The 25851-nt window shown below is 72.4% G+C and carries 19 protein-coding genes; 3 read left to right on the top strand and 16 right to left on the bottom strand.

Translation table 11 applies throughout. The features are described from left to right. Positions 1-125: 125 nt before the first annotated feature. From OHT61_RS23770 to OHT61_RS23745, 6 genes are all read right to left on the bottom strand, one after another. Complete coding sequence (locus OHT61_RS23770; RefSeq protein ID WP_329040997.1) at positions 126-1436, bottom strand: M50 family metallopeptidase; 1311 nt, start codon at positions 1434-1436, stop codon at positions 126-128. Beyond that, positions 1433-2695, bottom strand: coding sequence for a 1-deoxy-D-xylulose-5-phosphate reductoisomerase (gene dxr / locus OHT61_RS23765; RefSeq protein ID WP_329040995.1), 1263 nt, complete (start codon positions 2693-2695; stop codon positions 1433-1435). Before dxr ends, OHT61_RS23770 begins: the two co-directional genes overlap by 4 nt. 52 nt (positions 2696-2747) lie before the next feature. Beyond that, the gene (locus OHT61_RS23760) at positions 2748-3449 is read right to left on the bottom strand and encodes a hypothetical protein (RefSeq protein ID WP_329040993.1); all 702 of its coding nucleotides are present in this window, start codon (positions 3447-3449) and stop codon (positions 2748-2750) included. 153 nt (positions 3450-3602) lie between these two features. Next, positions 3603-4097: a nucleotidyltransferase domain-containing protein gene (locus tag OHT61_RS23755; protein WP_329040992.1), complete on the bottom strand. Its 495-nt coding sequence runs from the start codon at positions 4095-4097 to the stop codon at positions 3603-3605. A gap of 38 nt (positions 4098-4135) precedes the next feature. Further along, the gene (gene aroA / locus OHT61_RS23750; RefSeq protein WP_329040990.1) at positions 4136-5380 is read right to left on the bottom strand and encodes a 3-phosphoshikimate 1-carboxyvinyltransferase; all 1245 of its coding nucleotides are present in this window, start codon (positions 5378-5380) and stop codon (positions 4136-4138) included. Positions 5381-5458: 78 nt separating this feature from the next. Beyond that, positions 5459-7405, bottom strand: coding sequence for an acyl-CoA dehydrogenase family protein (locus OHT61_RS23745; protein ID WP_329040988.1), 1947 nt, complete (start codon positions 7403-7405; stop codon positions 5459-5461). A 536-nt stretch (positions 7406-7941) separates the two neighbouring features. Between OHT61_RS23745 and OHT61_RS23740 the strand changes: the two genes are divergently transcribed. After that, positions 7942-9345: an eCIS core domain-containing protein gene (locus OHT61_RS23740; RefSeq protein WP_443049520.1), complete on the top strand. Its 1404-nt coding sequence runs from the start codon at positions 7942-7944 to the stop codon at positions 9343-9345. 76 nt (positions 9346-9421) lie between these two features. Here OHT61_RS23740 and OHT61_RS23735 read toward each other — a convergent pair whose 3' ends face one another. The 3 genes from OHT61_RS23735 to OHT61_RS23725 all read right to left on the bottom strand — a co-directional run bounded on the left by OHT61_RS23735 (position 9422) and on the right by OHT61_RS23725 (position 15184). Continuing rightward, positions 9422-10867, bottom strand: a complete 1446-nt coding sequence (locus tag OHT61_RS23735) for an aldehyde dehydrogenase family protein (protein WP_329040985.1) — start codon at positions 10865-10867, stop codon at positions 9422-9424. Between the two features lie 209 nt (positions 10868-11076). Beyond that, positions 11077-12654 (bottom strand): PucR family transcriptional regulator, encoded by a 1578-nt coding sequence (locus OHT61_RS23730; protein ID WP_329040983.1) that lies wholly within the window; start codon positions 12652-12654, stop codon positions 11077-11079. Between the two features lie 160 nt (positions 12655-12814). After that, positions 12815-15184 (bottom strand): ATP/GTP-binding protein, encoded by a 2370-nt coding sequence (locus tag OHT61_RS23725; RefSeq protein ID WP_329040981.1) that lies wholly within the window; start codon positions 15182-15184, stop codon positions 12815-12817. Positions 15185-15428: 244 nt separating this feature from the next. Here OHT61_RS23725 and gabT point away from each other — a divergent pair, with 244 nt between their 5' ends. Together gabT and OHT61_RS23715 are read left to right on the top strand one after the other, a co-directional pair. Further along, entirely contained in the window at positions 15429-16769 is a 1341-nt protein-coding gene (gene gabT, locus OHT61_RS23720) for a 4-aminobutyrate--2-oxoglutarate transaminase (RefSeq protein ID WP_329040978.1), read from the top strand. Positions 16770-16918: 149 nt separating this feature from the next. Then, positions 16919-17716, top strand: a complete 798-nt coding sequence (locus OHT61_RS23715; RefSeq protein WP_443049518.1) for a phosphatase PAP2 family protein — start codon at positions 16919-16921, stop codon at positions 17714-17716. Here the strand turns inward: OHT61_RS23715 and OHT61_RS23710 are convergent. The 7 genes from OHT61_RS23710 to OHT61_RS23680 form a co-directional block, all read right to left on the bottom strand. Beyond that, complete coding sequence (locus tag OHT61_RS23710; RefSeq protein ID WP_329040976.1) at positions 17701-19539, bottom strand: chitinase; 1839 nt, start codon at positions 19537-19539, stop codon at positions 17701-17703. The genes OHT61_RS23715 and OHT61_RS23710 overlap by 16 nt on opposite strands. A gap of 85 nt (positions 19540-19624) precedes the next feature. Beyond that, positions 19625-20083: a hypothetical protein gene (locus OHT61_RS23705; RefSeq protein WP_329040974.1), complete on the bottom strand. Its 459-nt coding sequence runs from the start codon at positions 20081-20083 to the stop codon at positions 19625-19627. A gap of 126 nt (positions 20084-20209) precedes the next feature. Continuing rightward, positions 20210-21625, bottom strand: a complete 1416-nt coding sequence (locus tag OHT61_RS23700; protein ID WP_329040973.1) for an NAD(P)/FAD-dependent oxidoreductase — start codon at positions 21623-21625, stop codon at positions 20210-20212. 21 nt (positions 21626-21646) lie between these two features. After that, positions 21647-22453 carry an ABC transporter permease gene (locus OHT61_RS23695; protein ID WP_329040971.1) on the bottom strand — a complete coding sequence of 269 codons (807 nt, stop codon included), beginning with the start codon at positions 22451-22453 and terminating at the stop codon, positions 21647-21649. Further along, complete coding sequence (locus OHT61_RS23690) at positions 22453-23376, bottom strand: ABC transporter permease (RefSeq protein WP_329040969.1); 924 nt, start codon at positions 23374-23376, stop codon at positions 22453-22455. The genes OHT61_RS23695 and OHT61_RS23690 overlap by 1 nt, the downstream gene beginning before the upstream one ends. After that, entirely contained in the window at positions 23373-24524 is a 1152-nt protein-coding gene (locus OHT61_RS23685; RefSeq protein WP_329040968.1) for an ABC transporter ATP-binding protein, read from the bottom strand. The genes OHT61_RS23690 and OHT61_RS23685 overlap by 4 nt, the downstream gene beginning before the upstream one ends. 48 nt (positions 24525-24572) lie before the next feature. Next, positions 24573-25820, bottom strand: coding sequence for a polyamine ABC transporter substrate-binding protein (locus OHT61_RS23680; protein WP_329040967.1), 1248 nt, complete (start codon positions 25818-25820; stop codon positions 24573-24575). Positions 25821-25851: the final 31 nt, after the last annotated feature.

Here is a 25851-nt window from a genome sequence, read left to right as displayed (position 1 = left end):
GCTCCGGGCTTCGAGGTTACGGCACCGGAGGGGAACGGGGTGCATCCCGTCGTCAAGCCCGCCCTTCGGTGTGCGGCCGGACACCACCTGTGCGACCGGCCGCCACCTGTGGGGCGTGTGAGGCGTCAGGTGATCTTCACCGGGTTCACGATGTCGGCGACCAGCACCAGCAGCGTGAAGCAGATGAAGATGCCCGCGACCACGTAGGCGACCGGCATGAGCTTCGCCACGTCGAACGGGCCGGGGTCGGGGCGCTTGAAGACCTTGGCCACGTTGCGCCGCAGGGCCTCCCAGAGCGCGCCCGCGATGTGCCCGCCGTCCAGCGGGAGCAGCGGCAGCATGTTGAACAGGAACAGCGAGAGGTTGAAGCCGGCCAGCAGGAACAGCATCATCGCGATCTGGTTCTGCGCCGGGACGTCGAGGTTCATCACCTCGCCGCCGATCCTGGCCGCGCCGACCACGCCGACCGGCGAGTCGTCGGCGCGCTCGCCGTCGCTGAAGGCCGCGTTCCACAGGTCGGGGATCTTCGTGGGCAGCGCGATGATCGAATCGACGCCGTTCTCGATCATGTCGCCCATGCGGACGACCGAGTCGCCGAAGGAGAGCGGCAGGATCTCCGTGTTCGCGGCGAAGCCGAGGTAGCCGGCGGTGACGTACTGGTCGGGGACCACCTCGCCGTCGGCGTCCTTCTTGGCGACGGCGTTCTTCCGCAGCACCGCGTTCAGGGTCTGTTCGCGGCCGTCACGCTGCACGGTGATGGTGGCGGGGCCGGTGGTCTCGCGGATCCGGTCCGAGAGCGTGGCCCAGTCGTCGATCCTCTGCCCGTCGAAGGCGACGATCTTGTCGCCCTCCTTCAGGCCCGCGGCCTTGGCCGGCGAGACCGGGTCGGAGGCCTTGCAGGTGTCGCGGTTCTCGCTCTGCGCGATCACGCACTGCTGGACGCCGGCGACCTCGGTGGTCTGCGTCTGGAATCCGAAGGTCATCGCGACGCCCATGAAGATCACGACGGCCAGGACCAGGTTCATGAAGGGCCCGGCGAACATCACGATCACGCGCTTCCACGGCTTGCGCGTGTAGAAGAGGCGGGACTCGTCGCCCGGCTGGAGCTCCTCGAAGGCGGCGGACCTGGCGTCCTCGATCATCCCGCGCCACGGGGAGGTGGAGCGCGCCTCCAGCCGTCCGTCGGCGCCCGGCGGGAACATGCCGATCATGCGGATGTAGCCGCCCGCGGGGATCGCCTTGATGCCGTACTCGGTGTCGCCCTTCTTCCGCGACCAGACCGTCGGGCCGAAGCCGACCATGTACTGCGGGACCCTGATGCCGAAGAGCTTGGCCGTCGAGAGGTGGCCGAGTTCGTGCCAGGCGATCGAGAACAGCAGCCCCACGGCGAAGATGGCGATCCCCAGGACCGTCATCAGGATCGTCGTCGTACTCATACGTGCGCCTCCGCTGTCGCTGCCGCCGAGAGTTCGCGGGCCCGGGCACGGGCCCAGGTCTCCGCTTCGAGGACGTCCGCGACCGTCAGCGAAGTTCCCGTGGCGGGTGTGCCGTGTTCGGCCACCACCGCTGTGACCGTATCCATGATGCCGTTGAAGGGCAGCCGTCCCGCCAGGAACGCGTCCACGCACTCCTCGTTGGCCGCGTTGAACACGGCGGGGGCGGTGCCGCCGAGGGTGCCGACGTGCCGGGCGAGGCCGACGGACGGGAACGCCTCGGTGTCCAGCGGGAAGAACTCCCAGCTGGACGCCTTCGTCCAGTCGAAGGCGGGAGCGGCGTCCGGGACCCGCTCGGGCCAGCCGAGGCCGATGGCGATGGGACCCCCCATGTCGGGCGGGGTGGCCTGGGCGAGCGTGGAGCCGTCGGTGAACTCCACCATCGAGTGAACGTACGACTGGGGGTGGACCACGACCTCGATCCGGTCGAACGGGATGTCGTAGAGGAGGTGCGCCTCGATGACCTCCAGGCCCTTGTTGACCAGGGTCGCGGAGTTGACGGTGATGACCGGCCCCATGGCCCAGGTCGGGTGGGCGAGCGCCTGCTCCCTGGTGACGTCGGCCAGCTCGGCGCGCGTACGGCCCCGGAACGGCCCGCCCGATGCGGTCACGACGAGCTTGCGCACGTCGGCGCGCTTGCCCGCGGCGATCGCCTGGAAGAGGGCCGCGTGCTCGGAGTCGACCGGGATGATCTGGCCCGGGGCCGCGAGCGCCTTCACCAGGGGACCGCCGACGATCAGCGACTCCTTGTTGGCCAGGGCGAGGGTGCGGCCGGCCTTCAGGGCGGCGAGCGTGGGCGCGAGGCCGATCGAGCCGGTGATCCCGTTCAGCACGGTGTGGCACGTGCTCGCGGCCAGCTCCGTCGCGGCGTCGGGTCCGGCCAGGATCGCGGGCAGCGGCTCCCCCGCCCCGTACGCCTCGCGCAGGGCGTCCCGGAGGGCCGGCACCTTGTCCGCGTCGGCGACGGCGACGGTACGCACCCGCAGCTGTGCGGCCTGCTCGGCGAGGAGCTGGACCCTGCCGCCCGCCGCGGAGAGCGCGGTGACACGGAAACGGCCGGGGTTGCGGAGCACCAGGTCGATGGCCTGGGTGCCGATGGACCCGGTGGAGCCGAGGATCACGAGATCCCGGCGGCCGTCCACGGCGTCGAAGACGAGATGCGGGTCGGCGAGGGGTGCGGGGCTGTCGCTCATGGCCCCCATTGTTGCCGCATCCGCGGGGCGCACCGACAGGGCATCCCCGTCGGCGTGTGCCTCAGGCCCGGCCGGCACGGAATTTCCTCCACTGGGCGGCCATGACGTCCTCGGGAATCCGGCCGATGTCCTTCGTGCCGAGGGTCTCGCCCCGGAAGGCGAGCGTGGTGGACCCGGACCGCAGGACGGTGAGGTACTCGTACAGCTTCAGCTTCCCCTTCACGTCGAGGACGGTGAAGCGGAAGGCCTTCGCCTCGTCGGCCTCACCGGCGAAGGAGGGCAGCGCGGCGGGTTCGGCCTTCTCGTACGCGGCGCGGGCGACGGCCCGCTCCTCGGTGAAACCCCCGGCGCACGCCCGTCCCGCCCGGCCGAGCGCCCGCATGACCTGGGCCGCGTCCTCGTCGGCGTAGGAGCGCAGGGTCACGTCGACGGTGACGCCGAGTATCCCGCCGGGTGTGCCGGCCCTCCGCTGCACCTGTGCGGTGGGGGTGTGGCCGGACACGTCCCCGGCCAGGCTGACCAGCGGCCGGCACACGGCTGGCGAGGCCGTGTAGGCGTCGCCGAGCGGCCCGCCCTGGGAGTACTCGGACACGGTGAGGCCGCCGGCCTTCTCCCCCTCGGCGAGGGCGAGGGCGGTGAGCTGCGCCTCGGTGAGGCCGCGGGCGGTGGCCGCCGGGCGGGAGGGCGCGGGACGCGTCGAGGCCTTCGGCTTGCCGTCGTCACCGCCGCCGCCGCATCCGGTGACACCCGCGAGCGCGATCACCGCGCATCCCGCCGCCGCGGCGCTCCGCCGGCCGCCGCCCCGTCGCCGGACATCCGCTCCGCGCACCCCGAACATGCCTGCCCCTGCCTCCCGTTGACGGGCCGGGACCGGTGTCCGGTCGCGGCCGAGGCTCGATTGTGCGGCATGCGGTGATCAGAATGCGGTCTCGATACCGAACTTCCTCCGCAGGTGCGCCATGTCCGCCACGTCCCGGCCGGCGGGTTCGTAGCCCTGGTGGAAGTCCGCCTGCCGCTCGGCGGAGATGCAGCGCACGGTGACCGGACCGATGGTGCCGGTGACGAAACAGGCCGCCGGATAGCGGAAGGGCGCCGCGGGGTCGGGCGATGCCTGCACGGCCGAGCCGTCGGCGGCGAACTCCAGTGGGTGCAGGTCGATCTCGGGCCCGGAGGGGTGGCTGAGGACGAAGCGGACGGGCCGCTGGTCCAGCGTCTCGGTGTAGCCGGCGGACTCCAGCGCGGCCACGACCGCGGCCTCCTGCGCCCGGTCGTGCAGCAGGTCGAGATCGCGGTGCTCACGCGTCTGTTCGCCCAGCAGGGCGTCGATGCCCCAGCCCCCGGCGAGCACCACGTCGGCGCCGGCCCCGCGCAGCAGCGCGAGGACGGCCAGGACATCCCCGGGCGCCATCATGCGGGTGACCGTAGCCCGCCGCCTACCGGGGCGCACCGTCATTTCCCGTCGGCGCCCCCCGCGACGAAGGCCGCGAACTCCTCGTGGAATCGGGGGAACGTCTTCCGCACGCACCCGGGGTCGTCGAAGCGGATCCCGGGCGTGCGGAGCCCGGTGACCGCGAAGGACATGACGATCCGGTGGTCGCCGTGGGTGACGATCTCGGCGGGCCGGGGAGTGCCGGGGTGGATCTCGATCCAGTCGGGCCCGGTGTGCACGGTGATGCCCATGTTCCGCAGGTTCTGCGCGCAGGCCTCCAGCCGGTCGCACTCCTTGACCCGTGTGTTGGCGACGTCCTCGATGCGCACCGGCGACGTCGCGAACGGCGCGATCGCGGCGAGCGTGGGCATCGTGTCGGAGATGTCACGCATGTTCACGGTGAGCCCGGAGAGGGGGCGGACCGCCGTGACGGTGGTCCGCCCGGCGGTCGTGCGGACCTCTGCGCCCATGCGCCGCAGGACGTCGGTGAAGCGCACGTCGCCCTGGAGCGCGCCCGTGCCCAGGCCCGGGACGGTGACCTCGCGACCCGTGAGGGCCGCGGCGGCGAAGAAGTAGCTCGCGGTGGAGGCGTCCGGCTCGACGGCGTAGGTGGTGGCGCGGTAGCCGCCCGGCGGGACGGTGAACATGTCGCCCTCCCGGACCACTTCGACGCCGAAGCCGCGCATCATCGCGAGGGTGATCTCGATGTACGGGGCCGAGACGAGTTCGGTGACGTCGATCCGCAGTCCCTCGGCGGTGAGCGGGCCGAGCATGAGCAGAGCGGTGAGGTACTGCGAGGACTCCCCCGCGTCGAGGGTGAGTTCGCCGCCCTTGACGCCCGAGGCCTCGACGGTCAGCGGGTGGTGGCCCTCGGCGCCCTCGTGGCGCAGGTCGACGCCCAGGGTGCGCAGGGCCCGGGTGAGCGGGGCCAGGGGGCGGCGGCGCATCTGCGCCGAGGCGTCGAAGCGGTAGGTGCCGCGGGCGGCCGCGGCGGCGAGCGTCGGCAGGAAGCGGGCGGTGGTGGCCCCGTCGCGGCAGTGGACGTCCGCCTCCGCGACGGCGGGTCCGGCGGGGCGCCCCTCGATGTGCCACCGGTCCGGCTCCTTGCGCACCCCGTACCCGAGACGGGTCAGGCCCTCGGCGAACCCCTCGGTGTCGTCCGAGGCGAGCGGCCGGACGAGGGTGGTGGTGCCGTTCGCAGCGGCGGCCAGGAAGAGGGCGCGGGCGGTGACGGACTTGGAGCCGGGGATGTCGATGACGGTCACGGGCGCCCATACTGCCCCGCCCGGGACACGGCGGCGGGGCGCGTCCAGGCAGTGGACGCGCCCCGCGGCTGCGGTGGGTCAGCGGATGGGGCGGTGGACGTTGTCCCCCTCGGCGGGCCCGGGGGTGGCGTCGGCGATCCAGGCGCCCTCACCGCTCGGGTCGATGACGCCCTCCTCCAGCCAGGTGTAGGTCCCGGAGAGGACGCCGTCGACCACGCGGCGGTCGATGTCGTCGGTGTTGGACCACAGCCGGCCGAAGAGCTCCTCGACGCGGAGCCGGGACTGCCGGCAGAACACGTCGGCGAGCTGGTAGGCCTCGCGCCCGTGGTCGTCGTTGACCCGCAGGTGCTCGGCACGGACGCAGGCGGCGCTCATCGCGAAGAGCTCGGCGCCGATGTCGACGATCCGGCCGAGGAAGCCCTGCTTGGTCTCCATGCGCCCCTGCCAGCGGGACATCGCGTAGAAGGTCGAGCGGGCCAGCTTGCGGGAGGAGCGTTCGACGTACCGCAGGTGGGTCGAGAGGTCGGGGTGGCCCGGGACGCGGAACTCACCGTAGGCGTTGGGCACCCGGCCGGGGCCGCTGACCAGTTTGGGCAGCCAGCGCGCGTAGAACTGCGCGGCGTTGGCACCCGCCCTCGCCTTGTCGGCGAGGGCCTTGTCGGGGTCGATGATGTCACCGGCGACCTTGAGGTGGGCGTCGACGGCCTCGCGGGCGATCAGCAGGTGCATGATCTCCGTGGAGCCCTCGAAGATGCGGTTGATCCGCATGTCGCGGAGCATCTGCTCGGCGGGGACGGCCCGTTCGCCGCGGGCGGCCAGCGAGTCGGCGGTCTCGAAGCCGCGTCCGCCGCGGATCTGGACCAGTTCGTCGGAGATGAGCCAGCCCATCTCCGAGCCGTACAGTTTGGCGAGCGCGGCCTCGATGCGGATGTCGTTGCGGCTCTCGTCGGCCATCTGCGAGGAGAGGTCCACGACCGCTTCGAGGGCGAAGGTGGTGGCGGCGATGAAGGAGATCTTCGCGCCGACCGCTTCGTGGCGGGCGACCGGCCTGCCCCACTGCTCGCGGACCGCCGACCATTCGCGGGCGATCTTCAGGGACCACTTCCCGACGCCGACGCACATGGCGGGCAGCGAGAGGCGGCCGGTGTTGAGCGTGGTGAGGGCGATCTTGAGACCGGCGCCCTCGGGGCCGATCCGGTTGGCCGCGGGGACCCGTACGCCGTGGAAGCGCGTCAGGCCGTTCTCGATGCCGCGCAGGCCCATGAAGGCGTTGCGGTGCTCCACGGTGATGCCCGGGGAGTCGGCCTCGACGACGAAGGCGGTGATGCCGCCCTTGTGGCCGTCGGACTCGGGCACGCGGGCCATCACCACGAGCAGGTCGGCGACCACGCCGTTGGTCGTCCAGAGCTTCACGCCGTCCAGGACGTACTCGTCGCCGTCGGGCACCGCGGTCGTCGCGAGCCGGGCCGGGTCGGAGCCGACGTCGGGTTCCGTGAGGAGGAACGCCGAGATGTCCGTGCGCGCCAGGCGGGGCAGGAAGGTGTCCTTCTGCTCCTGGGTGCCGAACATCTTCAGCGGCTGGGGTACGCCGATGGACTGGTGCGCCGAGAGGAGCGCGCCGATGGCGGGGCTCGCCGAACCGGCGAGCGCGAGCGCCTTGTTGTAGTAGACCTGGGTCAGCCCCAGGCCGCCGTACTTCGTCTCGATCTTCATGCCGAGGGCGCCGAGCTCCCTGAGCCCGTTGATCACCTCGTCGGGGATCTTCGCCTCGCGCTCGATGAGGGCGCCGTCGACCCGGGTCTCGCAGAATTCGCGCATCCGGGCGAGGAAGGCCTCGCCGCGCCGCACGTCGTCGGGGGCGGGCTGGGGGTGGGGGTGGATCAGGTCGAGCCGGAAGCGTCCGAGGAAGAGTTCCTTGGCGAAGCTGGGCTTGCGCCAGTCCTGTTCGCGGGCGGCCTCGGCCACCTGCCGTGCTTCGCGCTCGGTGACTTTGGGGGCCTGGGGGATGTCGGATGGGGCGGACATGAGGAGCTCACCTCGCCGCGAGTCGGGGTATGGGTCGGGCCGTACGCGTGCCGATCAGTACCACTCGTCCGTATCTACCCGATCCGCGTCACCCCCACCACCTCTGCGGCGGGCTCCCGGCGGCCCGCGCAGGCCGCCGGGAGCCCGCTCCACCGGGCGGGTCACCACCGGCCCGGGAGTTTCCGGGCCGCCCGGGAACTCCGCCGCTCGGGCTACCCCGCACTCTCCGCCTGGCCGCGCGCACGCCGGGGCCGGGCCGATGGCGGATCGTGCCCCGGACGCTGCCCTCCCGTCCCTTTCCGGTGGACCTGAGGCGTGGGAACGTGGCTCGCCGAAACGGCGAGTCCTACGGAACCGGGGAACCTCATATGCACGCACACGAGTCGCGGCGGACATCGGGAGACGGCAGGCAGCCGCTGCCGGCAGGGCGGGTGCGAACGGCCGGCCCGCCGCTCCGCGGCTCGGTCACCACATCCAGGGCCGAGGCGCTCCTGGCCTTGCAGCGCGCGGCGGGGAATGCCGCCGTACTCCGGGCGATGGAGCAGGAGAGCCACGCGCACGGGCCCGGCCACGGGGAGGGTCCCGGAGCACCGGTGCCGCGGTCGGCCGTCCACGACGTGCTGCGGGGGGCGGGCAGCCCGCTGGCGGAACCTGTGCGGCAGGAGATGGAGGCCCGCCTTGGACACGACTTCTCCGACGTACGGGTGCACGAAGGCGCTGCCGCGCGGCGTTCGGCCGCGGAGATCGGGGCGCGCGCGTACACCTCGGGCAGTCATGTGGTTCTCGGTGAGGGTGGTGGCGACAAGCACACTCTGGCGCACGAGCTGACCCATGTGATCCAGCAGCGGCAGGGCCCGGTGTCGGGTACAGCCGACGGCGCAGGACTGCGGTTGTCGGATCCCGGCGACCGTTTCGAGCGGGAGGCCGAGGCCAATGCGACCCGCGTGCTGGCGCAGGCCCCGCCGTCGGCGGAGGCGGCGCCCGGGTCGCGGTCCGGAACCGGGGCGACGGAATCGCACGTGCAACAGGCGCCGCATGTGCAACAGGCGCCGCAGGTGCAACGGGCGGGCGGCGACGAGGACAAGGAGGTGGAACAGTCCGGCAACCCGCGCTACAGGCAGGTGAAGCCGAGCGGGCCGGGCACCCGTCCGGCGGATCTGCGCATGAAGGACAGGATCGCCCGGGAGGCGCACGCACCGAACGCGGGGAAGACACCGCACGTGGCGGTCACGGATGTGCCGGGCCAAGGGCTGCGGTACGCGTCCAACTCCGGTGCGAAGAAGCTGTCCGAGGCGAAGCAGCGATCGGGGCTCGACTCGGTGGGGGCCGCGATGGACCATGCCGCGGAGCTGTCGGCCGTTCCGCGCCGTCGCAAGGACCAGCTCAAGCTGCGGGCGGCGCTTTCCGGGGACTACGAGAAGGCGCACGGGGACGACTCCCGTCTCGCGGCCACCACGCGAGAGCTGCGGTCGTCGGCGGGCACCTGGAGCCGCAACCCCGAGCACCCGAAGAAGGACGCCTCCGTCCACGGCGAGATGACTCTGCTCGGCGAGCAGATCGCGAACTGGCGGGAGAATCCGTGGCCGCAGGGTGAGGGCCGGATCCAGGAGGTGGCCATGGGCGGCGTGAAGAAGGCGTGCGGCGCCTGCCAGATGGCTTTCGAGGCGGCCAACGCCACGATCGGGGCGACGTACGGCTACCGGGTGGTCGCGTCCGGGTCGCACGGCGAGATGTTCCGGTGGCGGGCACCGGACTGGCTGACCGGGGCCGCGCTCCAGCTGGTGGCGGAAGCCGCCGAGCCCCGCGGCTACAAATTCCGCGAACGCATCCTGGAACAGACGAAGGAGGCCGCGGAGGCGGAGTCGGCGTCCGGGCAGTCCCGCATGACGTCCGACCAGCACCTTCCGTCCGACTCCGAGTCGGAATGGGAGCAGGTGTAAGGACCAGCAGGTGTAAGGACGACGGGCCTGCCCCCGGCGCCGGGGCGGCAGGGGCGGGCCCGTGAACGTCCCGGAGCTACAGGGCCAGGCCGGTGAGGACCAGGACCCGCTCGTAGGTGTAGTCGTCCATGGCGTAGCGCACGCCTTCGCGGCCCGTTCCGGACTGCTTGGCGCCGCCGTACGGCATCTGGTCGGCCCGGTAGGAGGGCACGTCGCCGATGATCACGCCGCCGACCTCCAGGGCGCGGTGGGCGCGGAAGGCGGTCTGCAGGTCGTGGGTGAAGACACCCGCCTGCAGGCCGTACTTGGAGTCGTTGACGGCGGCGAACGCCTCGGCCTCCCCGTGCGTCCGGCTGATGGACAGGACCGGCCCGAAGACCTCCTCGCCGGCGATCGTCGTGGTGTCCGGGAGGTCGGTGAGGACCGTCGGGGCGTAGGTGGCCCCGTCGCGCTTGCCGCCGGTGAGCAGGGCGGCGCCGGCGCTGACGGCCTCGTCGACCCAGGACTCGACACGGCTCGCGGCGTCCTCGCTGACCAGCGGGCCGACGTCGGTGGCCGCGTCGGAGGGGTCCCCGGTCACGAGGGCCTCGACGGCGGCGACGATCTTCGGGACGAGCCGGTCGTACACCGTGGCGTCGGCGATGACCCGCTGCACCGAGATGCAGGACTGGCCGCCCTGGTAGTTGGAGAAGGTCGCGATGCGGTCGGCCGCCCGGTCCAGGTCCTCCTCGGAGGACCAGTCGGCGAGCACGACCGCGGCACCGTTGCCGCCGAGTTCGAGCGTGCAGTGCTTGCGGGGCACCGACTCCATGATCGAGTAGCCGACCGGGCCGGACCCGGTGAAGGAGATCACGGGCAGCCGCTCGTCCTGGACCAGGGCCGGCATCCTGTCGTTGGGCACGGTCAGCACGGACCAGGACCCGGCGGGGAGGTCGGTCTCGGCCAGCAGCTCACCCAGGATCAGCGAGGAGATCGGGGTGGCGGGTGCCGGCTTGAGGATGATCGGCGCGCCGACGGCGATGGCCGGGGCGACCTTGTGGGCGCTCAGGTTGAGCGGGAAGTTGAACGGCGAGATGCCGAGCACGGGGCCGCGCGGGAAGCGGCGGGTCAGCCCCAGGCGCCCCGTGCCGCCGGCGTCGGTGTCGAGGCGCTGGGCCTCGCCTCCGTTGAAGCGGCGGGCCTCCTCCGCGGCGAAGCGGAACACGGAGACGGCGCGGCCGACCTCTCCGCGGGCCCACTTGACGGGCTTGCCGTTCTCCGCCGAGATCAGCTGCGCGATCTCCTCGGTGCGCTCGGTGAGGCGGCGTACGACGTGGTCCAGGGCGGCTGCCCGGACGTGCGCGGGGGTCGCCGCGAACTCCTCGCGCACGGCCCATGCCGCCGCGACGGCTTCCTCGACCTGGGCGTCGGTCGGCACGGAGACCGTGCCGACGAGGCGCCCGTCCCAGGAGTTGGTGACGTCGAAGCTGTCCTCGCCGGTGGCCCGGCGGCCGGCCAGCCAGAAGGCGTGGGTGGAAGTCATGGCGGTTCCGGCCCTTCAGGGGTGGTGAACGAGGATGGCCGGGCACCGCGCGGGCACCCGTCGGCCCCACCGTAGGGCTGCCCGCGACGGATGGGGCTTGTCCACCGTGGAGTGGAGCGGGCGGGCGGTGCGCCGCTTTGTAGGAGGCGGCCACGACCGCCTCCGGCCTGCGACGACCAAGCCGCGGACAGGCGGCTCCGGACGGGGCCCTACGGGGTCGCCGACGAGGCCGCCGTCGCCTTCAGGGCCAGCCACAGCTCCATGCGGACGTCGGGGTCGTCCAGCGAGCGGCCGAGGATCTCCTCGACCCGGCGCATCCGGTAGCGCAGGGTGTGGCGGTGGACGCCCAGGTCGGCCGCCGCGGCGTCCCACTGACCGTGCCGGGAGAGCCAGGCGCGCAGGGACGCGACGAGGTCTCCGCGGCCCTTGGCGTCGTGCTCCTGGAGCGGCCGCAGCATCCCGTCGGCGAAGGCGCGTACGGCGTCGTCGGCGAGGAGCGGCAGGACGGACCCCGCGGCGAGCTCCTCGTGCTCCACGAGGACCCTGCCGCGGCGGCGTGCGACCGACAGGGCCTGTTCGGCCTGCTTGTACGCGGCGGAGACGGCGATCGGTCCGGCGGGCGCCGAAAGCCCGACGACGACGTCGGGCTCCTCGGCCCCCGACTCGCGCGGCGGCCGGTCCTCCTCCGCGCGTGCGTAGGCCACGCAGGCGGCGGCCACGGCGCCGCCGTCCACGGCCAGGACCAGGAGGCGCTCCCCCTCGGGCACCATCAGCAGGGTCTCGCCGGACCGGCCGGCCGCCGCGTCGAGCGCCTCGGCGAGCGGCTCGGTCCCCGCGGGGAGGGCCGCCTCCGCGATGAGGAGCCGGAAGGGCGCGTCGAGGAGACCGCCGTACAGATCCCCCGCGACGGCACGGGCGTGGTCCGGCTGGCCCGCGAGCAGCATCCGCAGGACCGCCGCCCCGAGACGCTGTTCCGCGCCCTGGAGCGCGCGGGAGCGCGCGGTGGTCAGGGTCAGCAGCGCGACCGCCGAGTTCACGGCGTACCTCTCGGCCGTGCCGAGCGCGGCGCCCGTGCCGACGGCCAGCGCGCCGCGGGCCCGGCGGCCGGTGCCCAGGGACTGGAGTTCGACGCGGTCGTCGCCCTCGGTGTCGCCCACGACGGCGCTGGCCGGGGCGGGACGGTCACGCAGGCGCTCCACCTCGGGTGTGAGCCGGGCCGCGCGGCGGGCGGCCCACTCCGGCGCGGCGGCGAGGACGGCCCCGGAGGAGTCGTACAGGGCGGCCCAGCCGTCGATGTGCGCGGCGAGCCGGGTGAGGAGCGCCGCGGGGCCGTCCCCGGCGACGGCGGCCCTGGTCAGCTCGCGCTGGGCCTCGAAGCCCGCCGTGACCGAGCGGTACTGGTCGGCGGCGATGGCCGCCGACACGGCCTTGCTGATGGCGAGGAACGGCGTGCGTCTGGGCACTTCGAGGAGCGGCAGTCCCGCCTCCTCGGCGGCGTCCACGAGAGCCGCCGGGATGTCGTCGTAGGTGACGCCGACGCCGAAGCCCAGTCCGGCGACTCCGGCGCCGGCCAGCCGTCGTACGTACCGGCGCATGGTCGCCGGGTCCCGGGCGTCGAGGTTGGTCGCCGTGACGAGCAGCAGTTCGCCGCCCTCCATGTACGGCACGGGGTCGGCCAGCTCGCTGGCGTGCGCCCACCGGACCGGGGTGCCGAGCCGGTCGGCCCCCGCCCGGACGGTCAGCCGGAGCGCCGAGTGCTGGACGAGGGAGGCGAGAGTGGGCGGCATCGGACCGGCTGACCTCCGGGAGTCGAGGGGACCGGCCTCGGGGGACGGCCTGGTTGCGCCGCCCCCGACGGGACGGCTCGATTACGCCGCCCCGTACAGACGGTCGCCGTCGATTCTGCCAGGGCGGCAGGGTCCCCGTCACCGTCCGGTCAGCCGCCGGTCAGCCACTCAGGTCGACCAGGAGCGGGGGCGCGTGCTCACCGTCCACCGTCGTCAGCGACAGGACGGCGTGGCCGGCGGGCAGGGAGTACGCCAGTTCCGAGGCCGACCAGCGCTCCCGCTCGACCCGCCGGACGGTGACGGCCTCCCTGGTCACGGCCTTGCCGGTGACGAGCTTGCGCAGGGCGTGCAGGGCGCGGGTGAAGGGCTGGTCGGCGAAGACGGCGTGCTCGGCGACCTCGCGGGTCTCGATCCACTCCTTGCCCCAGGCCTCCGAGAAGCGTGTGCCGTCCCAGGTCGTGACGCCGTTGAACACCATGCAGCAGCCCACCGCGCCCAGCAGCGCGGTGTGCAGGTCTCCGGGGACGTCGTCGACCGTACGCAGGGCGAGGACGGCGCCCGCGTTGACCGAGCGCAGCCGCCGGATCCCGCGGACGGTCTCCGCGGTGACCGTGTGCGTGGCGTCGTCGAGCACCAGGCAGACGAACAGCGACCGGTCGGTCCGGGCGGCGGTGACGGCCGTGAACTGGGCGAGCACGAGCCGGGCCAGCAGCCGTGACGCCTCCGCGTGCGCCCGCTCCGGAAGGTCGATCCTGACCCGGAGCGGCAGGTGCTCCAGGGAGCGCAGGGAGAAGGGCCGGGCCTGCTCGCCGGTGGTGAAGAAGGGTGCGAAGGCGGGGCGGTCGAGGAGGGCGATCCGGTCGGCGAGGACGGGCCCGGGGTCTCCGGCGCCGCCCTTCTGCCGGGTGCGGGCCTCCAGCTCGCGCAGCATCGACCGGTGGCCGCCGGCCGCCAGCGCCTCCCGCAGCGCGTCGGTCGGCGCGACGTCGCCGTCCAGCAGCTGCCGGAGCTCGGGCACCCCGGGGAAGTGCCCGTGCGCCGCCCGGTAGGGGCCCAGCAGCTGGGCGAGCACGGTCGCGGCACGCCTGCTGTCCAGCTGGGGCACGTCGCCGACCAGACCCTCCGCGAGCACGCTCGCGGCCTCGTCGGGGTCCGTCGTGCCGCCGTACAGGTCGAAGTCGTGGACGGACGAGGGGTCGCCGATCCGGACCACGACGTCGAACGCGTCGTCCGGGCCGAGCTCGCCCGCGCCACCGCCGACGGCGAGCACGGCGGCCCGGCCGGCGAGCGCCTGCAGGGCGAGCGATTCCACGACGGGGCGCACGAGCCGGGCGGACTTGCCCGCCCCGGGCGGCCCGACCGCGAGCAGGGAGGTGCCCAGCAGCGCGGGTTCCAGGGCGGTGCCCGAGCCGCGCCGGGCGTACGGGTTGTGCGGATCGTCGGCGTAGGCGCCGATCCTGACCTGTCCGGTGAGCAGGTCGTGCCGCGCGGCGCGGCGCGGGAGGTCGCGGGCGCCCGAGGGGTGCAGCGCGGCGGCGCCTCCGGTGCGCAGGACGGCCTCGGTGAGCGCGGCGATGCGCTCCGGGCGCGCCCGGCCGACGGTCCAGGCGTGGTGCAGCCGCGCGACGTCCACGTCGTTCATCCGGCCGGTCCGCACCTCGGCGGTGAGGGTGTCGGCGGCATCGGTCAGCCCCGCCGCACGCAGCTCGGGCCACTGCTCGGGGGCGGGCGCGTCCGGGGGTGCGGAGGGGGCGGCGGGCGCCCCGGCGGCGCCCTTGCCCGTGCGGGCGGAGCCGATCAGCTCGCGCCAGCGGCCGATGCGGGCGAAGGGCCAGAGCACTCCGAGGCCGATCACGGCGTAGATCACGTCGACCACGGTCTGGCTCTGGTAGATCTCACCGCCGGCGACGGCGGCGACCAGGATCAGCACCGGCCTGACGAGCGGGACCGCGTCCTTCCACACGAGGATTTCGGCGACGGCGCCTCCGGCGGCCGTGGCCAGCGCGAGGAAGGGCTGTCCGCGCCCGGCGACATGGCGCCGGAAGATCTCGGACCAGTTGCCGAGCCTCCCGCAGCCGTAGACGAGGAGTCCGAAGAGGACCGCCTCGTAGACCGTGAGGGCGTCGGCGCCCTCGATCGTCCTGGGCCCGCCGAACGTCCCGGCGTACCACCAGTCCTGGGGGGTGAACAGCTTCAGGGGGACGAGGCGGTAGGGGATGTAGCCGTTGCGCCACAGGGACCACACGAGCAGGCCGGAGAGCGCGGAGATGAGCAGTCCTACCACCAGCGAGCGGTCCGACACGCCTTCGGGCTTCTCCGGCGGGCGCGGGGTGTGTCCGAAGCGCCAGACGCCGGGGCCGGCCTCGGGGCGGGGTGCGCGCAGCCATGCCTCCAGGCCCCCGCCGGCCGGCGGGGGCCCCGGGTGAGGGGCGTGCGTGGGCGGCGGCGGCGCGGCGGGCGGTGGCCCCGCCGGACGGGGCACCCGGCCCGCGCCCGTGCCCCGTGCGTCGTACATGCCTTCGGTGTCCATGAACCGCTGCCCCCTGACCAGCCAGGTCCCGCCTCTGCACCGGCCAATCTAGTGCCCGGGTACCGGGAGTTCAGCCATGCGGCCCGATGACCCCGCGGGGTGTCCCGGTGCCGCGCCGCCCGCCCACCTGTCCGCCGCGGACAAGGACACGCCGACACCACTCCCGATCGGAGCATGACCGCTGCCCGCACCCACCCCTAGCCTGCAGAAACAGAAGCGTCCGAAACACCCCCAGGAGCCCCGCATGTCCGACATCCCGCAGGAGCGCCGCGTCGTCACTGCCATCCCCGGCCCGAAGTCGGTCGAGCTGCAGGCTCGCCGCGTGGCGGCCGTCGCCGCGGGTGTGGGGTCCACGCTGCCGGTCTTCACCGCCCGGGCCGGTGGCGGGATCATCGAGGACGTGGACGGCAACCGGCTGATCGACTTCGGTTCCGGCATCGCCGTGACGTCCGTCGGCGCCTCCGCCGAGGCCGTCGTACGCCGGGCGTCGGCGCAGCTCGCCGACTTCACCCACACCTGCTTCATGGTCACGCCCTACGAGGGGTACGTCGAGGTCTGCGAGCAGCTCGCCGAGCTGACGCCGGGCGACCACGCCAAGAAGTCCGCGCTGTTCAACTCGGGCGCCGAGGCCGTCGAGAACGCCGTGAAGATCGCGCGTGCCTACACCAAGCGCACCGCCGTCGTCGTCTTCGACCACGGCTACCACGGCCGGACCAACCTCACGATGGCCCTGACGTCGAAGAACATGCCGTACAAGCAGGGCTTCGGCCCGTTCGCGCCCGAGGTCTACCGCGTGCCCGTGGCGTACGGCTACCGCTGGCCGACGGGGGCCGAGAACGCCGGTGCCGAGGCGTCCGCCCAGGCCATCGACGAGATCACCAAGCAGATCGGCGCCGACAACGTCGCCGCGATCATCATCGAGCCGGTGCTCGGCGAGGGCGGTTTCATCGAGCCGGCCAAGGGCTTCCTCCCGGCGATCGCGCAGTTCGCGAAGGACAACGGCATCGTCTTCGTCGCGGACGAGATCCAGTCCGGCTTCTGCCGCACGGGCCAGTGGTTCGCCTGCGAGGACGAGGGCATCGTGCCCGACCTCATCACCACCGCCAAGGGCATCGCCGGCGGCCTCCCGCTCTCCGCGGTGACCGGCCGCGCCGAGATCATGGACGCCGCCCACGCGGGCGGACTCGGCGGCACGTACGGCGGGAACCCGGTGGCCTGCGCGGGTGCGCTCGGCGCCATCGAGACGATGCGCGAGCTGGACCTGAACGGGAAGGCCAGGCGCATCGAGGAGGTCATGAAGGGCCGCCTCGCCGAGATGCGGGCCAAGCTGCCCAACGGCGACGTCATCGGTGACATCCGCGGCCGTGGCGCCATGATCGCGATCGAGCTGGTGAAGTCCGGCACGAAGGACCCGGACGCCGCGGCCGCCGCCTCCCTGGCCAAGGCGTGCCACGCCGAGGGGGTCCTGGTGCTGACCTGCGGCACCTACGGCAACGTGCTCCGCTTCCTGCCGCCTCTCGTCATCGGCGAGGACCTGCTGAACGAGGGCCTCGACATCCTCGAGCAGGCGTTCGCACGGCTCTGATCCGTGCGACCCGTCCGGCCGCCGGGGGCCGTTTTCGACGGCATCGGACCGGGCCGGGGTGAGGGCGTGTGAAGAAGGTGTGCGGGGGCGATGGCGGGATACCGTTGTCGCTTCCGGTGCCCACTCCCTCTGACGTACGGTTTTCCCAGATGAGAGAAACACCCCGCCCGCAGGGGACTGCGGGCGAAGCCGGGCCGGGTCTCCCCCAGCTCCGTTCCGGCCGTGCCTTCGCGCACACCACCGGAGCTTCGGGCTCCGGGACTCCTCACCGATCGGATGGCCGCTCGCCCCACACCCCCCGGGGCGCGCGGCAACCCGATCCGACCGGCCACCCCGGAACAATCCCCCCTGTTCCCCGGTGGCCGGTCCTTCTCGTCTCCACGGCCGCGGTGGCGGCGGTCCTCTTCGCGCTGATCACCTGGCAGGTACTGACCGGCGGTCCCCTGCTCGGGCCCGACGAGCGGCTCGGCCTGGATCTGGCGGGTCGCGGCCCGGCCGGCCTCGCGGATCTCTTCTCCGACCTCGGCAACCCTCAGGTCGCCGGGTCCGTGCTGGTGTGCGCGGTCCTGGTGGCCTGGTTCCGCCGGGCCCGGCGTGCGGCCCTGTTCGCCGTCCTGGCCTTGGCGGCCGTACCGGCCCTGGTCGTCCCGCTGAAGATGTGGACGGACCGTCAGGGGCCGCTGACGGAGGCCACGGGCTACTACCCCTCGGGTCACACGACGACGGCGGCGGTGGCGTACGGCGCCGCGGCCCTGCTGCTCGCCCCGTACGTGAGGCGGTCATGGATGACGCTCGTCGCCGCCGTCCTGCTGACGGCGGCGACGAGCGTCGGTCTGGTGCTGCGCGGCTACCACTGGCCGCTGGACGTGGTGGCCGGCTGGTGCCTGAGCGCGGTGCTGCTGCTCACGCTGCGGGCCCTCACGAGGAGTGGTCAGCCACCGAAGTAGGCGTCGAAGTTCCTGCTGAACTCCCAGTTGTTGAACCGGTCCCAGTTGATGGACCAGGTCATCAGCCCGCGCAGCCCCGGCCAGGTGCCGTGCGTCTGGTACGAGCCGCAGTCGGTCTTCCTGGTCAGGCAGTTCAGGGCCTTGGTGACCTCGGCGGGCGAGGTGTGGCCGTTGCCCGCCTGGGTGGACGCCGGGAGGCCGAAGGCCACCTGCTCGGGGCGCAGTGCGGGGAAGACCCTGGACTGGTCGCCCGCGACGGGGAAGCCGGTGAGCAGCATGTCGGTCATCGCGATGTGGAAGTCGGCGCCGCCCATCGAGTGGTACTGGTTGTCCAGGCCCATGATCGAGCCCGAGTTGTAGTCCTGGACGTGGAGCAGGGTGAGGTCGTCGCGCAGGGCGTGGATGACCGGCAGGTAGGCGCCGGCGCGCGGGTCCTGGCCACCCCAGGGGCCGGAGCCGTAGTACTGGTAGCCGAGCTGCACGAAGAAGGTCTCGGGCGCCATGGTGAGGACGAAGCCCTCGCCGTACTTCGCCTTGAGGGACTTCACCGCGGAGATGAGGTTGACGATGACGGGGGTCGTCGGGCTGCGGAAGTCGGTGTCGCCCGTGGCGAGCGACAGCGAGTGGCCCTCGAAGTCGATGTCCAGGCCGTCGAGTCCGTAGGTGTCGATGATCCTGCTGACGGAGGTGACGAAGGCGTCGCGGGCCGCGGTCGAGGCGAGTTGCACCTGGCCGTTCTGGCCGCCGATCGAGATCAGCACCTTCTTGCCGGCGGCCTGCTTGGCCTTGATGGCGGCCTTGAACTCGGCTTCGCTCTCCACGTTCGGGCACTCCGTGGCGGGGCAGAGCGAGAAGCGGATGTCGCCCGAGGTGACGGACGTCGGCTCGCCGAACGCGAGGTTGATGACGTCCCACGAGTCCGGCACGTCGGCCATGCGGGTGTAGCCGGAGCCGTTGGCGAAGCTGGAGTGGAGGTAGCCGACGAGGGCGTGGGCCGGGAGCCCGCCGCTGTCGCCCCCGCCGCCGCCCGTACCCGTGGTGACGTTCACGGCGGCGGACTTCGCGGACTCACCGGCGGCGTTGACCGCGCTGACCTGGAAGCCGTACGCCGTCGAGGCCGTGAGGCCCGTGACGGTCGCCGAGGTCGCGGTGGTGTCGAGGACCTTGGTGCCGCCCCGGTAGACGCGGTAGTCGGTGGCTCCGGCGGACGCCGTCCAGGACAGCGGCACGGAGGTGGCGGTGGCCGTCCCGGCCTTCAGCCCGGTGGGCGTCGAGGGGACGGTGACGGGGGCGCCGCCCGGGCCGACCAGGCTGAGGTCGTCGGCGTAGTAGGCGGGGGTGCCGTACCAGCCGTGGGTGTAGACGGTCACCGAGGTGGTCGACGGGCCGGTCCTGAAGGTCGTGGTGAGCTGCTTGTAGGCACCGGCGGACTGGGTCCAGGTGGACACGTCGGTGGTGCCGGTGCCGGACGCCCCGAGGTAGACGTAGTCGCCGCGCACCCACGCGCCCAGCGTGTAGGCGGAGTCGGGCTTCACCGTCACCGTCTGGGAGCACCGGGCGTTGTCACTGCCGGCCGGTGTCGCCTTCAGCGCCGACGTGCCGCCGTGTACGGGGCTGCTGACGACCGCTCCGCTGCCGGACGAGCAGGTCCAGCCGTCCAGGCCCGCCTCGAAGCCGCCGTTGCGTGCCAGATCGGCGTCCGCTGCGCCGGCGGCGGGCGCCGTGGCGACCAGGGCGCCGGCGGCGAGCAGCACCGCCGACAGTCCGGCGAGCACGCCGGACGGTCTGACGGATGGTCCGGTACGGGATCCGGTGCGTTCCACAACAGCCTCCGTGCGCGCAGGGATTGAGCGGTTCGCGCACAACATGGTCCAGACCAATCGAGTTGTCAAGACCTCTGGCGCCGCATCATCCCCCGTCACGGCCGCCGCGGGCGGCGGCGGCCTCGTGCAGGGCGAGTTCGAGGAGGGTGGCGTCGGTGAGCACCCCCGATCCGTCGGGCGGGATGAGCCACCGCACACCGCCGACCGTGCTCCCCGGGCGCGGCACGACGATCCAGGCGCCCCGGCCGACCCCGCGGATGCCCGTCCCGACCCAGCGGGCGGCCGTCCCCGGGGGCACGAAGAAGCCCATCCGCGCGTCGCCGAAGTCCGCCAGCACCGGCCCCGGCCGGTCGACGAGGCGGGTGATCACGTCCAGCGTCGGATAGCCCAGTTCGCCGGGGACGATCAGCACGTCCCAGCGCTTCCCGGCGGGCAGGAGCGCGATCCCCCGCGGATCGCGCTCCCACTCCTCCCGGCACGCCGCCGGGTCCGGTGCCACCGATGCGAGCCATGCGACCGCGGCCTTCGTCCCCGTACCGGTCATGGACTGCCTCCCTCTCCCACGGGCACCGGCGGTGTTCCGGCGGTGCGTTCACGGGAGAGAGGGGGACGGGACCGGATCATGACGCGGGTTCGGGCGTCCGTCCTCGGTGATCCGGGTCACCCCGGGTCAGCTGTCGAAGCCGAGCCCCATCCGGTCCATGGTCCGCAGCCACAGGTTGCGGTGGCCTCCATGGCTGTCGGCCCGGGCGAGGGACCTCCGGGTGAGCTCGATCCCGGCCCAGGCGAAGGGCTCGGGCGGGAAGGGCATCGGCTTGGAGCGGACCATGGCGAGCCGGGTGCGCTCCGTCCGCTCGCCCGCGAGGAGGTCGAGCATCACGTCGGCCCCGAAGCGGGTCGCCCCGACCCCCAGCCCGGTGTATCCGGCGGCGTAGGCGACGCGTCCGCCGTGGGCCGTGCCGAAGAACGCGGAGAAGCGCGAGCAGGTGTCGATCGCACCGCCCCAGGCATGGCTGAAGCCCACTCCGGCGAGCTGGGGGAAGCATTCGAAGAACTGCGCGGCGAGCTTCAGGAACGTCTCGGGCCGCTGGTCCAGACGGGAGTCCAGCCGGCCGCCGTAGGGGTAGATCGCGTCGTAACCGCCCCACAGGATGCGGTTGTCCGCCGAGAGCCGGAAGTAGTGGAACTGGTTCGCGCTGTCGCCGAGGCCCTGGCGGTTCGCCCAGCCGACCGAGGCGAGCCGGTCCGCGTCGAGCGGCTCCGTCATCAGCGCGTAGTCGTACACCGGCACCGTGTACGCGCGCACCCTCTTGACCAGGGACGGGAAGATGTTCGTGGCCAGGGCGACCCGGCGGGCGAACACCCGGCCGTACGGGGTGCGCACCGCGGCTCCGGGCCCCGACGCCGCGAGGTCCAGGCCCCGGGTGTGCTCGAAGATCCGTACGCCGAGGCCGAGGCAGGCGTCCTTCAGTCCCCAGGCGAGCTTCGCCGGATGCAGCATGGCGACGCCGTGCCGGTCCAGCAGGCCGCCCAGGAATGTCGGTGAGTCGACTTCTGCGCGCACCTGGTCGCGGTCGAGGAGTTCCGGTCCGTCGAAGCCGAGCTCCCGTGTGGTGCGGTGCCACGCACGCAGTTCTTCGAGCTGATGCGGCTGGGTGGCCACGTCGATCTCACCGGTGCGCTCGAAGTCGCAGTCGATGGCGTAGCGGGCGACGGCCGCCTCGATGGCGTCGAGGTTCCGCGCGCCCAGCTCCTCCAGCGTTCCGATCTCGTCCGGCCACCGCTCCAGTCCGTTGGCGAGGCCGTGGGTCAGGGACGCCGCGCAGAACCCGCCGTTGCGGCCCGAGGCGGCCCAGCCGACCTCGTCGCCCTCGATCAGGACGACGTCGCGGCCGGGGTCCCGTTCCTTGGCGAGCAGGGCGGTCCACAGGCCGCTGTACCCGCCGCCCACGACGAGGAGGTCGCAGTGCTCGTCCCCCGTGAGGGCCGGCAGCGCCTGGGGCCGTCCCGGGTCGTCGAGCCAGTAGGACAGGGGGCGCGCGTCGGCGAGTGACCGCGCGGCAGTACGCATGGCATCCGGGGCCATGGTTTCCAACTCCTTCGGGTTCTACCGTTTTCCCGCATTGCTCTTCCGCCGGTTCGAGACGAACTGCCCGGCGAGGACCACCACCACGGCGATGACGAACATGGCCGTACCGATGACGTTGATCTGCACAGGTGTCCCACGCTGGGCCGATCCCCACACGAACATGGGGAAGGTCACCGTGGAGCCGGCGTTGAAGTTGGTGATGATGAAGTCGTCGAAGGAGAGCGCGAAGGCCAGCAGCGCTCCCGCCGCGATCCCCGGTGCGGCGATCGGCAGGGTCACCCGGACGAAGGTCTGGACGGGGCCCGCGTACAGGTCGCGGGCGGCCTCCTCCAGCCTCGGGTCCATCGACATGACGCGCGCCTTGACCGCCGTGACGACGAAGCTGAGGCAGAACATGATGTGGGCGATCAGCACGGTCCAGAAGCCGAGCCGCGCCCCCATGTTGAGGAAGAGCGTGAGGAGCGAGGCGGCCATGACGACCTCGGGCATGGCCATCGGGAGGAAGATCAGCGAGTTGACCGCCCCGCGGGCCCGGAAGCGGTACCGGACCAGGGCGAAGGCGATCATCGTGCCGAGCAGCGTCGCACCGGCCGTCGCCCAGAAGGCGATCCGCAGGGAGAGCGACAGCGAACCGCAGAGGTCGGCGACGCCGCAGGGGTCCTTCCAGGCGTCCAGGGAGAAGCGCTGCCAGGCGTAGTTGAAGCGCCCGTTCGGCTTGTTGAAGGAGAACACCATGACGACGGCGTTCGGCAGGATCATGTACGCGAGGGTCAGCAGACCGGCGAGCACGACCAGGTTCCGGCGGATCCATCGGAGTACGGGCATCAGACCAGGTCCTCCGTACCGGAGCGGCGGATGTAGACGGTGACCACGAGGAGCACGACCGCCATGAGGATGAAGGAGAGGGCCGCCGCCGTCGGATAGTCCAGGACCCGCAGGAACTGGCTCTGGATGACGCTGCCCACCATCTTGGTGTCGGTGGAGCCGAGGAGTTCCGCGTTGACGTAGTCGCCGCTGGCCGGGATGAAGGTCAGCAGCGTGCCGGAGACGACCCCGGGCATCGACAGCGGGAGCGTCACCTTGCGGAAGGTGGTGGCCGGAGCGGCGTAGAGGTCGCCCGCGGCCTCGTGGAGCCGGCCGTCGATCCGGTCGAGCGAGGTGTAGAGCGGCAGGATCATGAACGGCAGGAAGTTGTACGTCAGACCGCAGACGACGGCCATGGGGGTGGCGAGGACGCGGTTGTCCTCCGTCCAGCCGAGCCAGCTGGTGACGTCGAGGACGTGCAGCGTGCCGAGGACGTCCACGACCGTGCCGCCGTCGGCCAGGATCGTCTTCCAGGCGAGCGTGCGGATCAGGAAGCTGGTGAAGAACGGCGCGATGACCAGCACGAGGACGAGGTTGCGCCAGCGCCCCGCCTTGAAGGCGATCAGGTAGGCGAGCGGGTAGCCGAGCAGCAGGCACAGGAGCGTGGCGGTGCCGGCGTACAGCAGGGACCTGATGAACTGCGGGTAGTAGTCGGTGAGGGCGTCCCAGTACGTCCGGAAGTGCCAGGTGACCTGGAAGCCCTTCTCCAGGGAGCCGGTCTGCACCGACGTCGACGCCTGGTAGACCATCGGCAGGGCGAAGAACACGAGCAGCCACAGGATGCCGGGGAGCAGCAGCCAGTAGGGGACGAGCCGCCTGCGGGCCGACGGCTTGCGGATCTTCGGCTCGGTGGTCCGCGCCGGTGGCGCCTCGGTGACGCTCACGCCGCGTCCTCCACGCTCTCCACTCCGGCGGCTATGTCCTGGGCGGCGTCCAGACCGAAGGTGTGGTCGGGGTTCCAGTGCAGGACGACCTCGGTGCCCGGGGCGAGGCCGGCACGGTGCCCGGCGTTCTGCTCGTAGACCTGCAGCGCCTCGCCCGCCGGGCTCCGGACGACGTACTGGGTGCTGACCCCGATGAAGCTGGAGTCGACTATGCGCCCGGTGACGCGGTTGCGGCCCTCGGCTATGGCTGCGCCGTCCTCGGCGCGCGCGAGGGAGATCTTCTCGGGGCGGATGCCGAGGAGCAGCCGGCCGCCGCTCGTGGCCGGAGCCTGACATCGCGCACCGGGCAGCCGGAGCTTGCCGCCGCCCGCGGAGACGACGACCTCGGTGCCGGTGGAGACGATCTCGCCCTCGATGAGGTTGGAGGTCCCGAGGAAGTTCGCCACGAACGTGGTCGAGGGGTTCTCGTACAGGTCGGCGGGGGCGCCGAGCTGTTCGACCCGGCCGCCGTTCATCACCGCGACGGTGTCGGCCATCGTCATGGCCTCCTCCTGGTCGTGCGTGACGTGGACGAAGGTGATGCCCACCTCGGTCTGGATCCGCTTGAGTTCGAGCTGCATCTGGCGGCGCAGCTTGAGGTCGAGGGCGCCGAGCGGCTCGTCGAGGAGGAGCACCTGCGGGTGGTTGATGAGGGCGCGCGCCACGGCGACGCGTTGCTGCTGGCCGCCGGAGAGCTGGTGCGGGCGCCGGTGGGCGAAGTCGCCCAGCTGCACGAGGTCCAGCATCTCGCCGACCTGCTTCTTCACCGACCTGATGCCCCGCCGGCGCAGGCCGAAGGCCACGTTCTCGGTGACGTCGAGGTGCGGGAAGAGCGCGTAGCTCTGGAAGACGGTGTTGACGGGCCTCTTGTACGGGGGCAGGTCCGTGATGTCGCGGCCGCCCAGCGTCACGGTGCCGGTGGTGGCCTCCTCCAGCCCCGCGATCATCCGCAGAGTGGTGGTCTTCCCGCAGCCGGACGCGCCGAGGAGCGCGAAGAAGGAGCCCTGCGGGACGGTCAGGTCGAGGGGATGCACGGCGGTGAAGGAGCCGTACGTCTTGCTGATCCCGGTGAGGCGGACGTCGCCGCCCGCCGTCTGCTGCTGTGTCATGGGTCGCGGTCCCAGTGGTGTCGGGGGAGATCGGGAGGGGCGGGCCTGTCAGGCGCCGATGAGCGTGGCGAACTTCTCCTCGTACGCCGTCTCTTCTTCCGAGCTGAGGGAGCGGAAGGCCCGCGACTTCGCGGCCATCGCCCTGTCGGGCAGGATCAGCGTGTTGGAGGCCATCGCCTCGTCGATCTTCGCGAGCTCCGCGGCGACCCCGTCGACCGGGCAGACGTAGTTGATGTACGCGGCGAGCCGGGCGGCCACCGGGGGTTCGTAGTAGTAGTCCATCAGCTTCTCGGCGTTGGTCTTGTGCCGCGCCTTCGCCGGGACCAGCATGTTGTCGCTCGACGTGATGTAGCCGGCCGCCGGTATCGCGAACTCGATGTCCGGGTTGTCGGCCTGGAGCTGGATGATGTCGCCCGCCCAGGCCACACAGGCCGCGATGTCGCCCTTGCTGAGGTCGGCGGTGTAGTCGTTGCCGGTGAAGCGGCGTATCTGCTTCCTGTCGACGCCCTTCTGCAGGCGGCCGATGGCGGCGTCGTAGTCGGCGTCGGCGAAGGACCCCGGGTCCTTGCCCATGTCGAGGAGCGTCATGCCGACCGTGTCGCGCATCTCCGACAGGAAGGAGACCTTCCCCTTGAGCCCGGGATCGTCGAGCAGCTGGCTGACGGAGTCGACCCTGCGGCCGCCGGTCGCCTTCCGGTTGTAGGCGATGACCGTCGGGATGCCGGTCCAGGGGTAGGAGTAGGCCCGTCCGGGGTCCCAGTCGGGGGTGCGGAACTGGGGCGAGAGGTTCGCGAACGCGTGCGGGAGGTTGGAGGGGTCGAGCTTCTGCGCCCAGCCGAGGCGGATGATGCGGGCGGCGAGCCAGTCCGTGACGATGACGAGGTCGCGGCCGGTGTCCTGGCCGGCCGCGAGCTGCGGCTTGATCTTCCCGAAGAACTCGACGTTGTCGTTGATGTCCTCGGTGTACCTGACCTTGATCCCGGTGCGTTTCGTGAACGCGTCGAGGGTCGGGCGGCTCTTCTCGTCCTCGCCGACGTCCATGTACTCGGTCCAGTTGGAGAAGTTGATCTGCTTCTCCGCTGCCGAGTGGTCGTCGGACGCGGCGGCCTCGCCCTGCCGTTCCGCCGGCGGGATGCCGCACGCGCTCAGCGTGCCGAGGCCGCCGAACGCGACGGCGCCCATGCCGGACGCCCGCAGGAGCGAACGGCGGGTGAGGGCTCCCCTGCCGTTTCGGAGGCTGCGCCTCATGGCGGCAAGCTGGGGCGCGGAGAGGCGCTCGGGCTCGTACTGCTCCATACGCGTTGCCCTTCCGGGTGGGTGGGGCCGC

The sequence above is a fragment of the Streptomyces sp. NBC_00178 genome, assembly GCF_036206005.1.
Lineage (GTDB): Bacteria > Actinomycetota > Actinomycetes > Streptomycetales > Streptomycetaceae > Streptomyces.
This window is presented reverse-complemented; position numbering and strand designations above follow the sequence as displayed.

What these genes read in the sequence shown, in the direction of transcription:
- OHT61_RS23770 (WP_329040997.1), bottom strand. Translation starts at nt 1,436, where the DNA reads ATGAGTACGACGACGATCCTGATGACGGTCCTGGGGATCGCCATCTTC.
- dxr (WP_329040995.1), bottom strand. Translation starts at nt 2,695, where the DNA reads ATGGGGGCCATGAGCGACAGCCCCGCACCCCTCGCCGACCCGCATCTC.
- OHT61_RS23755 (WP_329040992.1), bottom strand. Translation starts at nt 4,097, where the DNA reads ATGATGGCGCCCGGGGATGTCCTGGCCGTCCTCGCGCTGCTGCGCGGG.
- OHT61_RS23745 (WP_329040988.1), bottom strand. Translation starts at nt 7,405, where the DNA reads ATGTCCGCCCCATCCGACATCCCCCAGGCCCCCAAAGTCACCGAGCGC.
- OHT61_RS23740 (WP_443049520.1), top strand. Translation starts at nt 7,942, where the DNA reads ATGGAGCAGGAGAGCCACGCGCACGGGCCCGGCCACGGGGAGGGTCCC.
- OHT61_RS23735 (WP_329040985.1), bottom strand. Translation starts at nt 10,867, where the DNA reads ATGACTTCCACCCACGCCTTCTGGCTGGCCGGCCGCCGGGCCACCGGC.
- OHT61_RS23730 (WP_329040983.1), bottom strand. Translation starts at nt 12,654, where the DNA reads ATGCCGCCCACTCTCGCCTCCCTCGTCCAGCACTCGGCGCTCCGGCTG.
- OHT61_RS23725 (WP_329040981.1), bottom strand. Translation starts at nt 15,184, where the DNA reads ATGGACACCGAAGGCATGTACGACGCACGGGGCACGGGCGCGGGCCGG.
- gabT (WP_329040978.1), top strand. Translation starts at nt 15,429, where the DNA reads ATGTCCGACATCCCGCAGGAGCGCCGCGTCGTCACTGCCATCCCCGGC.
- OHT61_RS23715 (WP_443049518.1), top strand. Translation starts at nt 16,919, where the DNA reads ATGAGAGAAACACCCCGCCCGCAGGGGACTGCGGGCGAAGCCGGGCCG.
- OHT61_RS23705 (WP_329040974.1), bottom strand. Translation starts at nt 20,083, where the DNA reads ATGACCGGTACGGGGACGAAGGCCGCGGTCGCATGGCTCGCATCGGTG.
- OHT61_RS23700 (WP_329040973.1), bottom strand. Translation starts at nt 21,625, where the DNA reads ATGGCCCCGGATGCCATGCGTACTGCCGCGCGGTCACTCGCCGACGCG.
- OHT61_RS23695 (WP_329040971.1), bottom strand. Translation starts at nt 22,453, where the DNA reads ATGCCCGTACTCCGATGGATCCGCCGGAACCTGGTCGTGCTCGCCGGT.
- OHT61_RS23685 (WP_329040968.1), bottom strand. Translation starts at nt 24,524, where the DNA reads ATGACACAGCAGCAGACGGCGGGCGGCGACGTCCGCCTCACCGGGATC.
- OHT61_RS23680 (WP_329040967.1), bottom strand. Translation starts at nt 25,820, where the DNA reads ATGGAGCAGTACGAGCCCGAGCGCCTCTCCGCGCCCCAGCTTGCCGCC.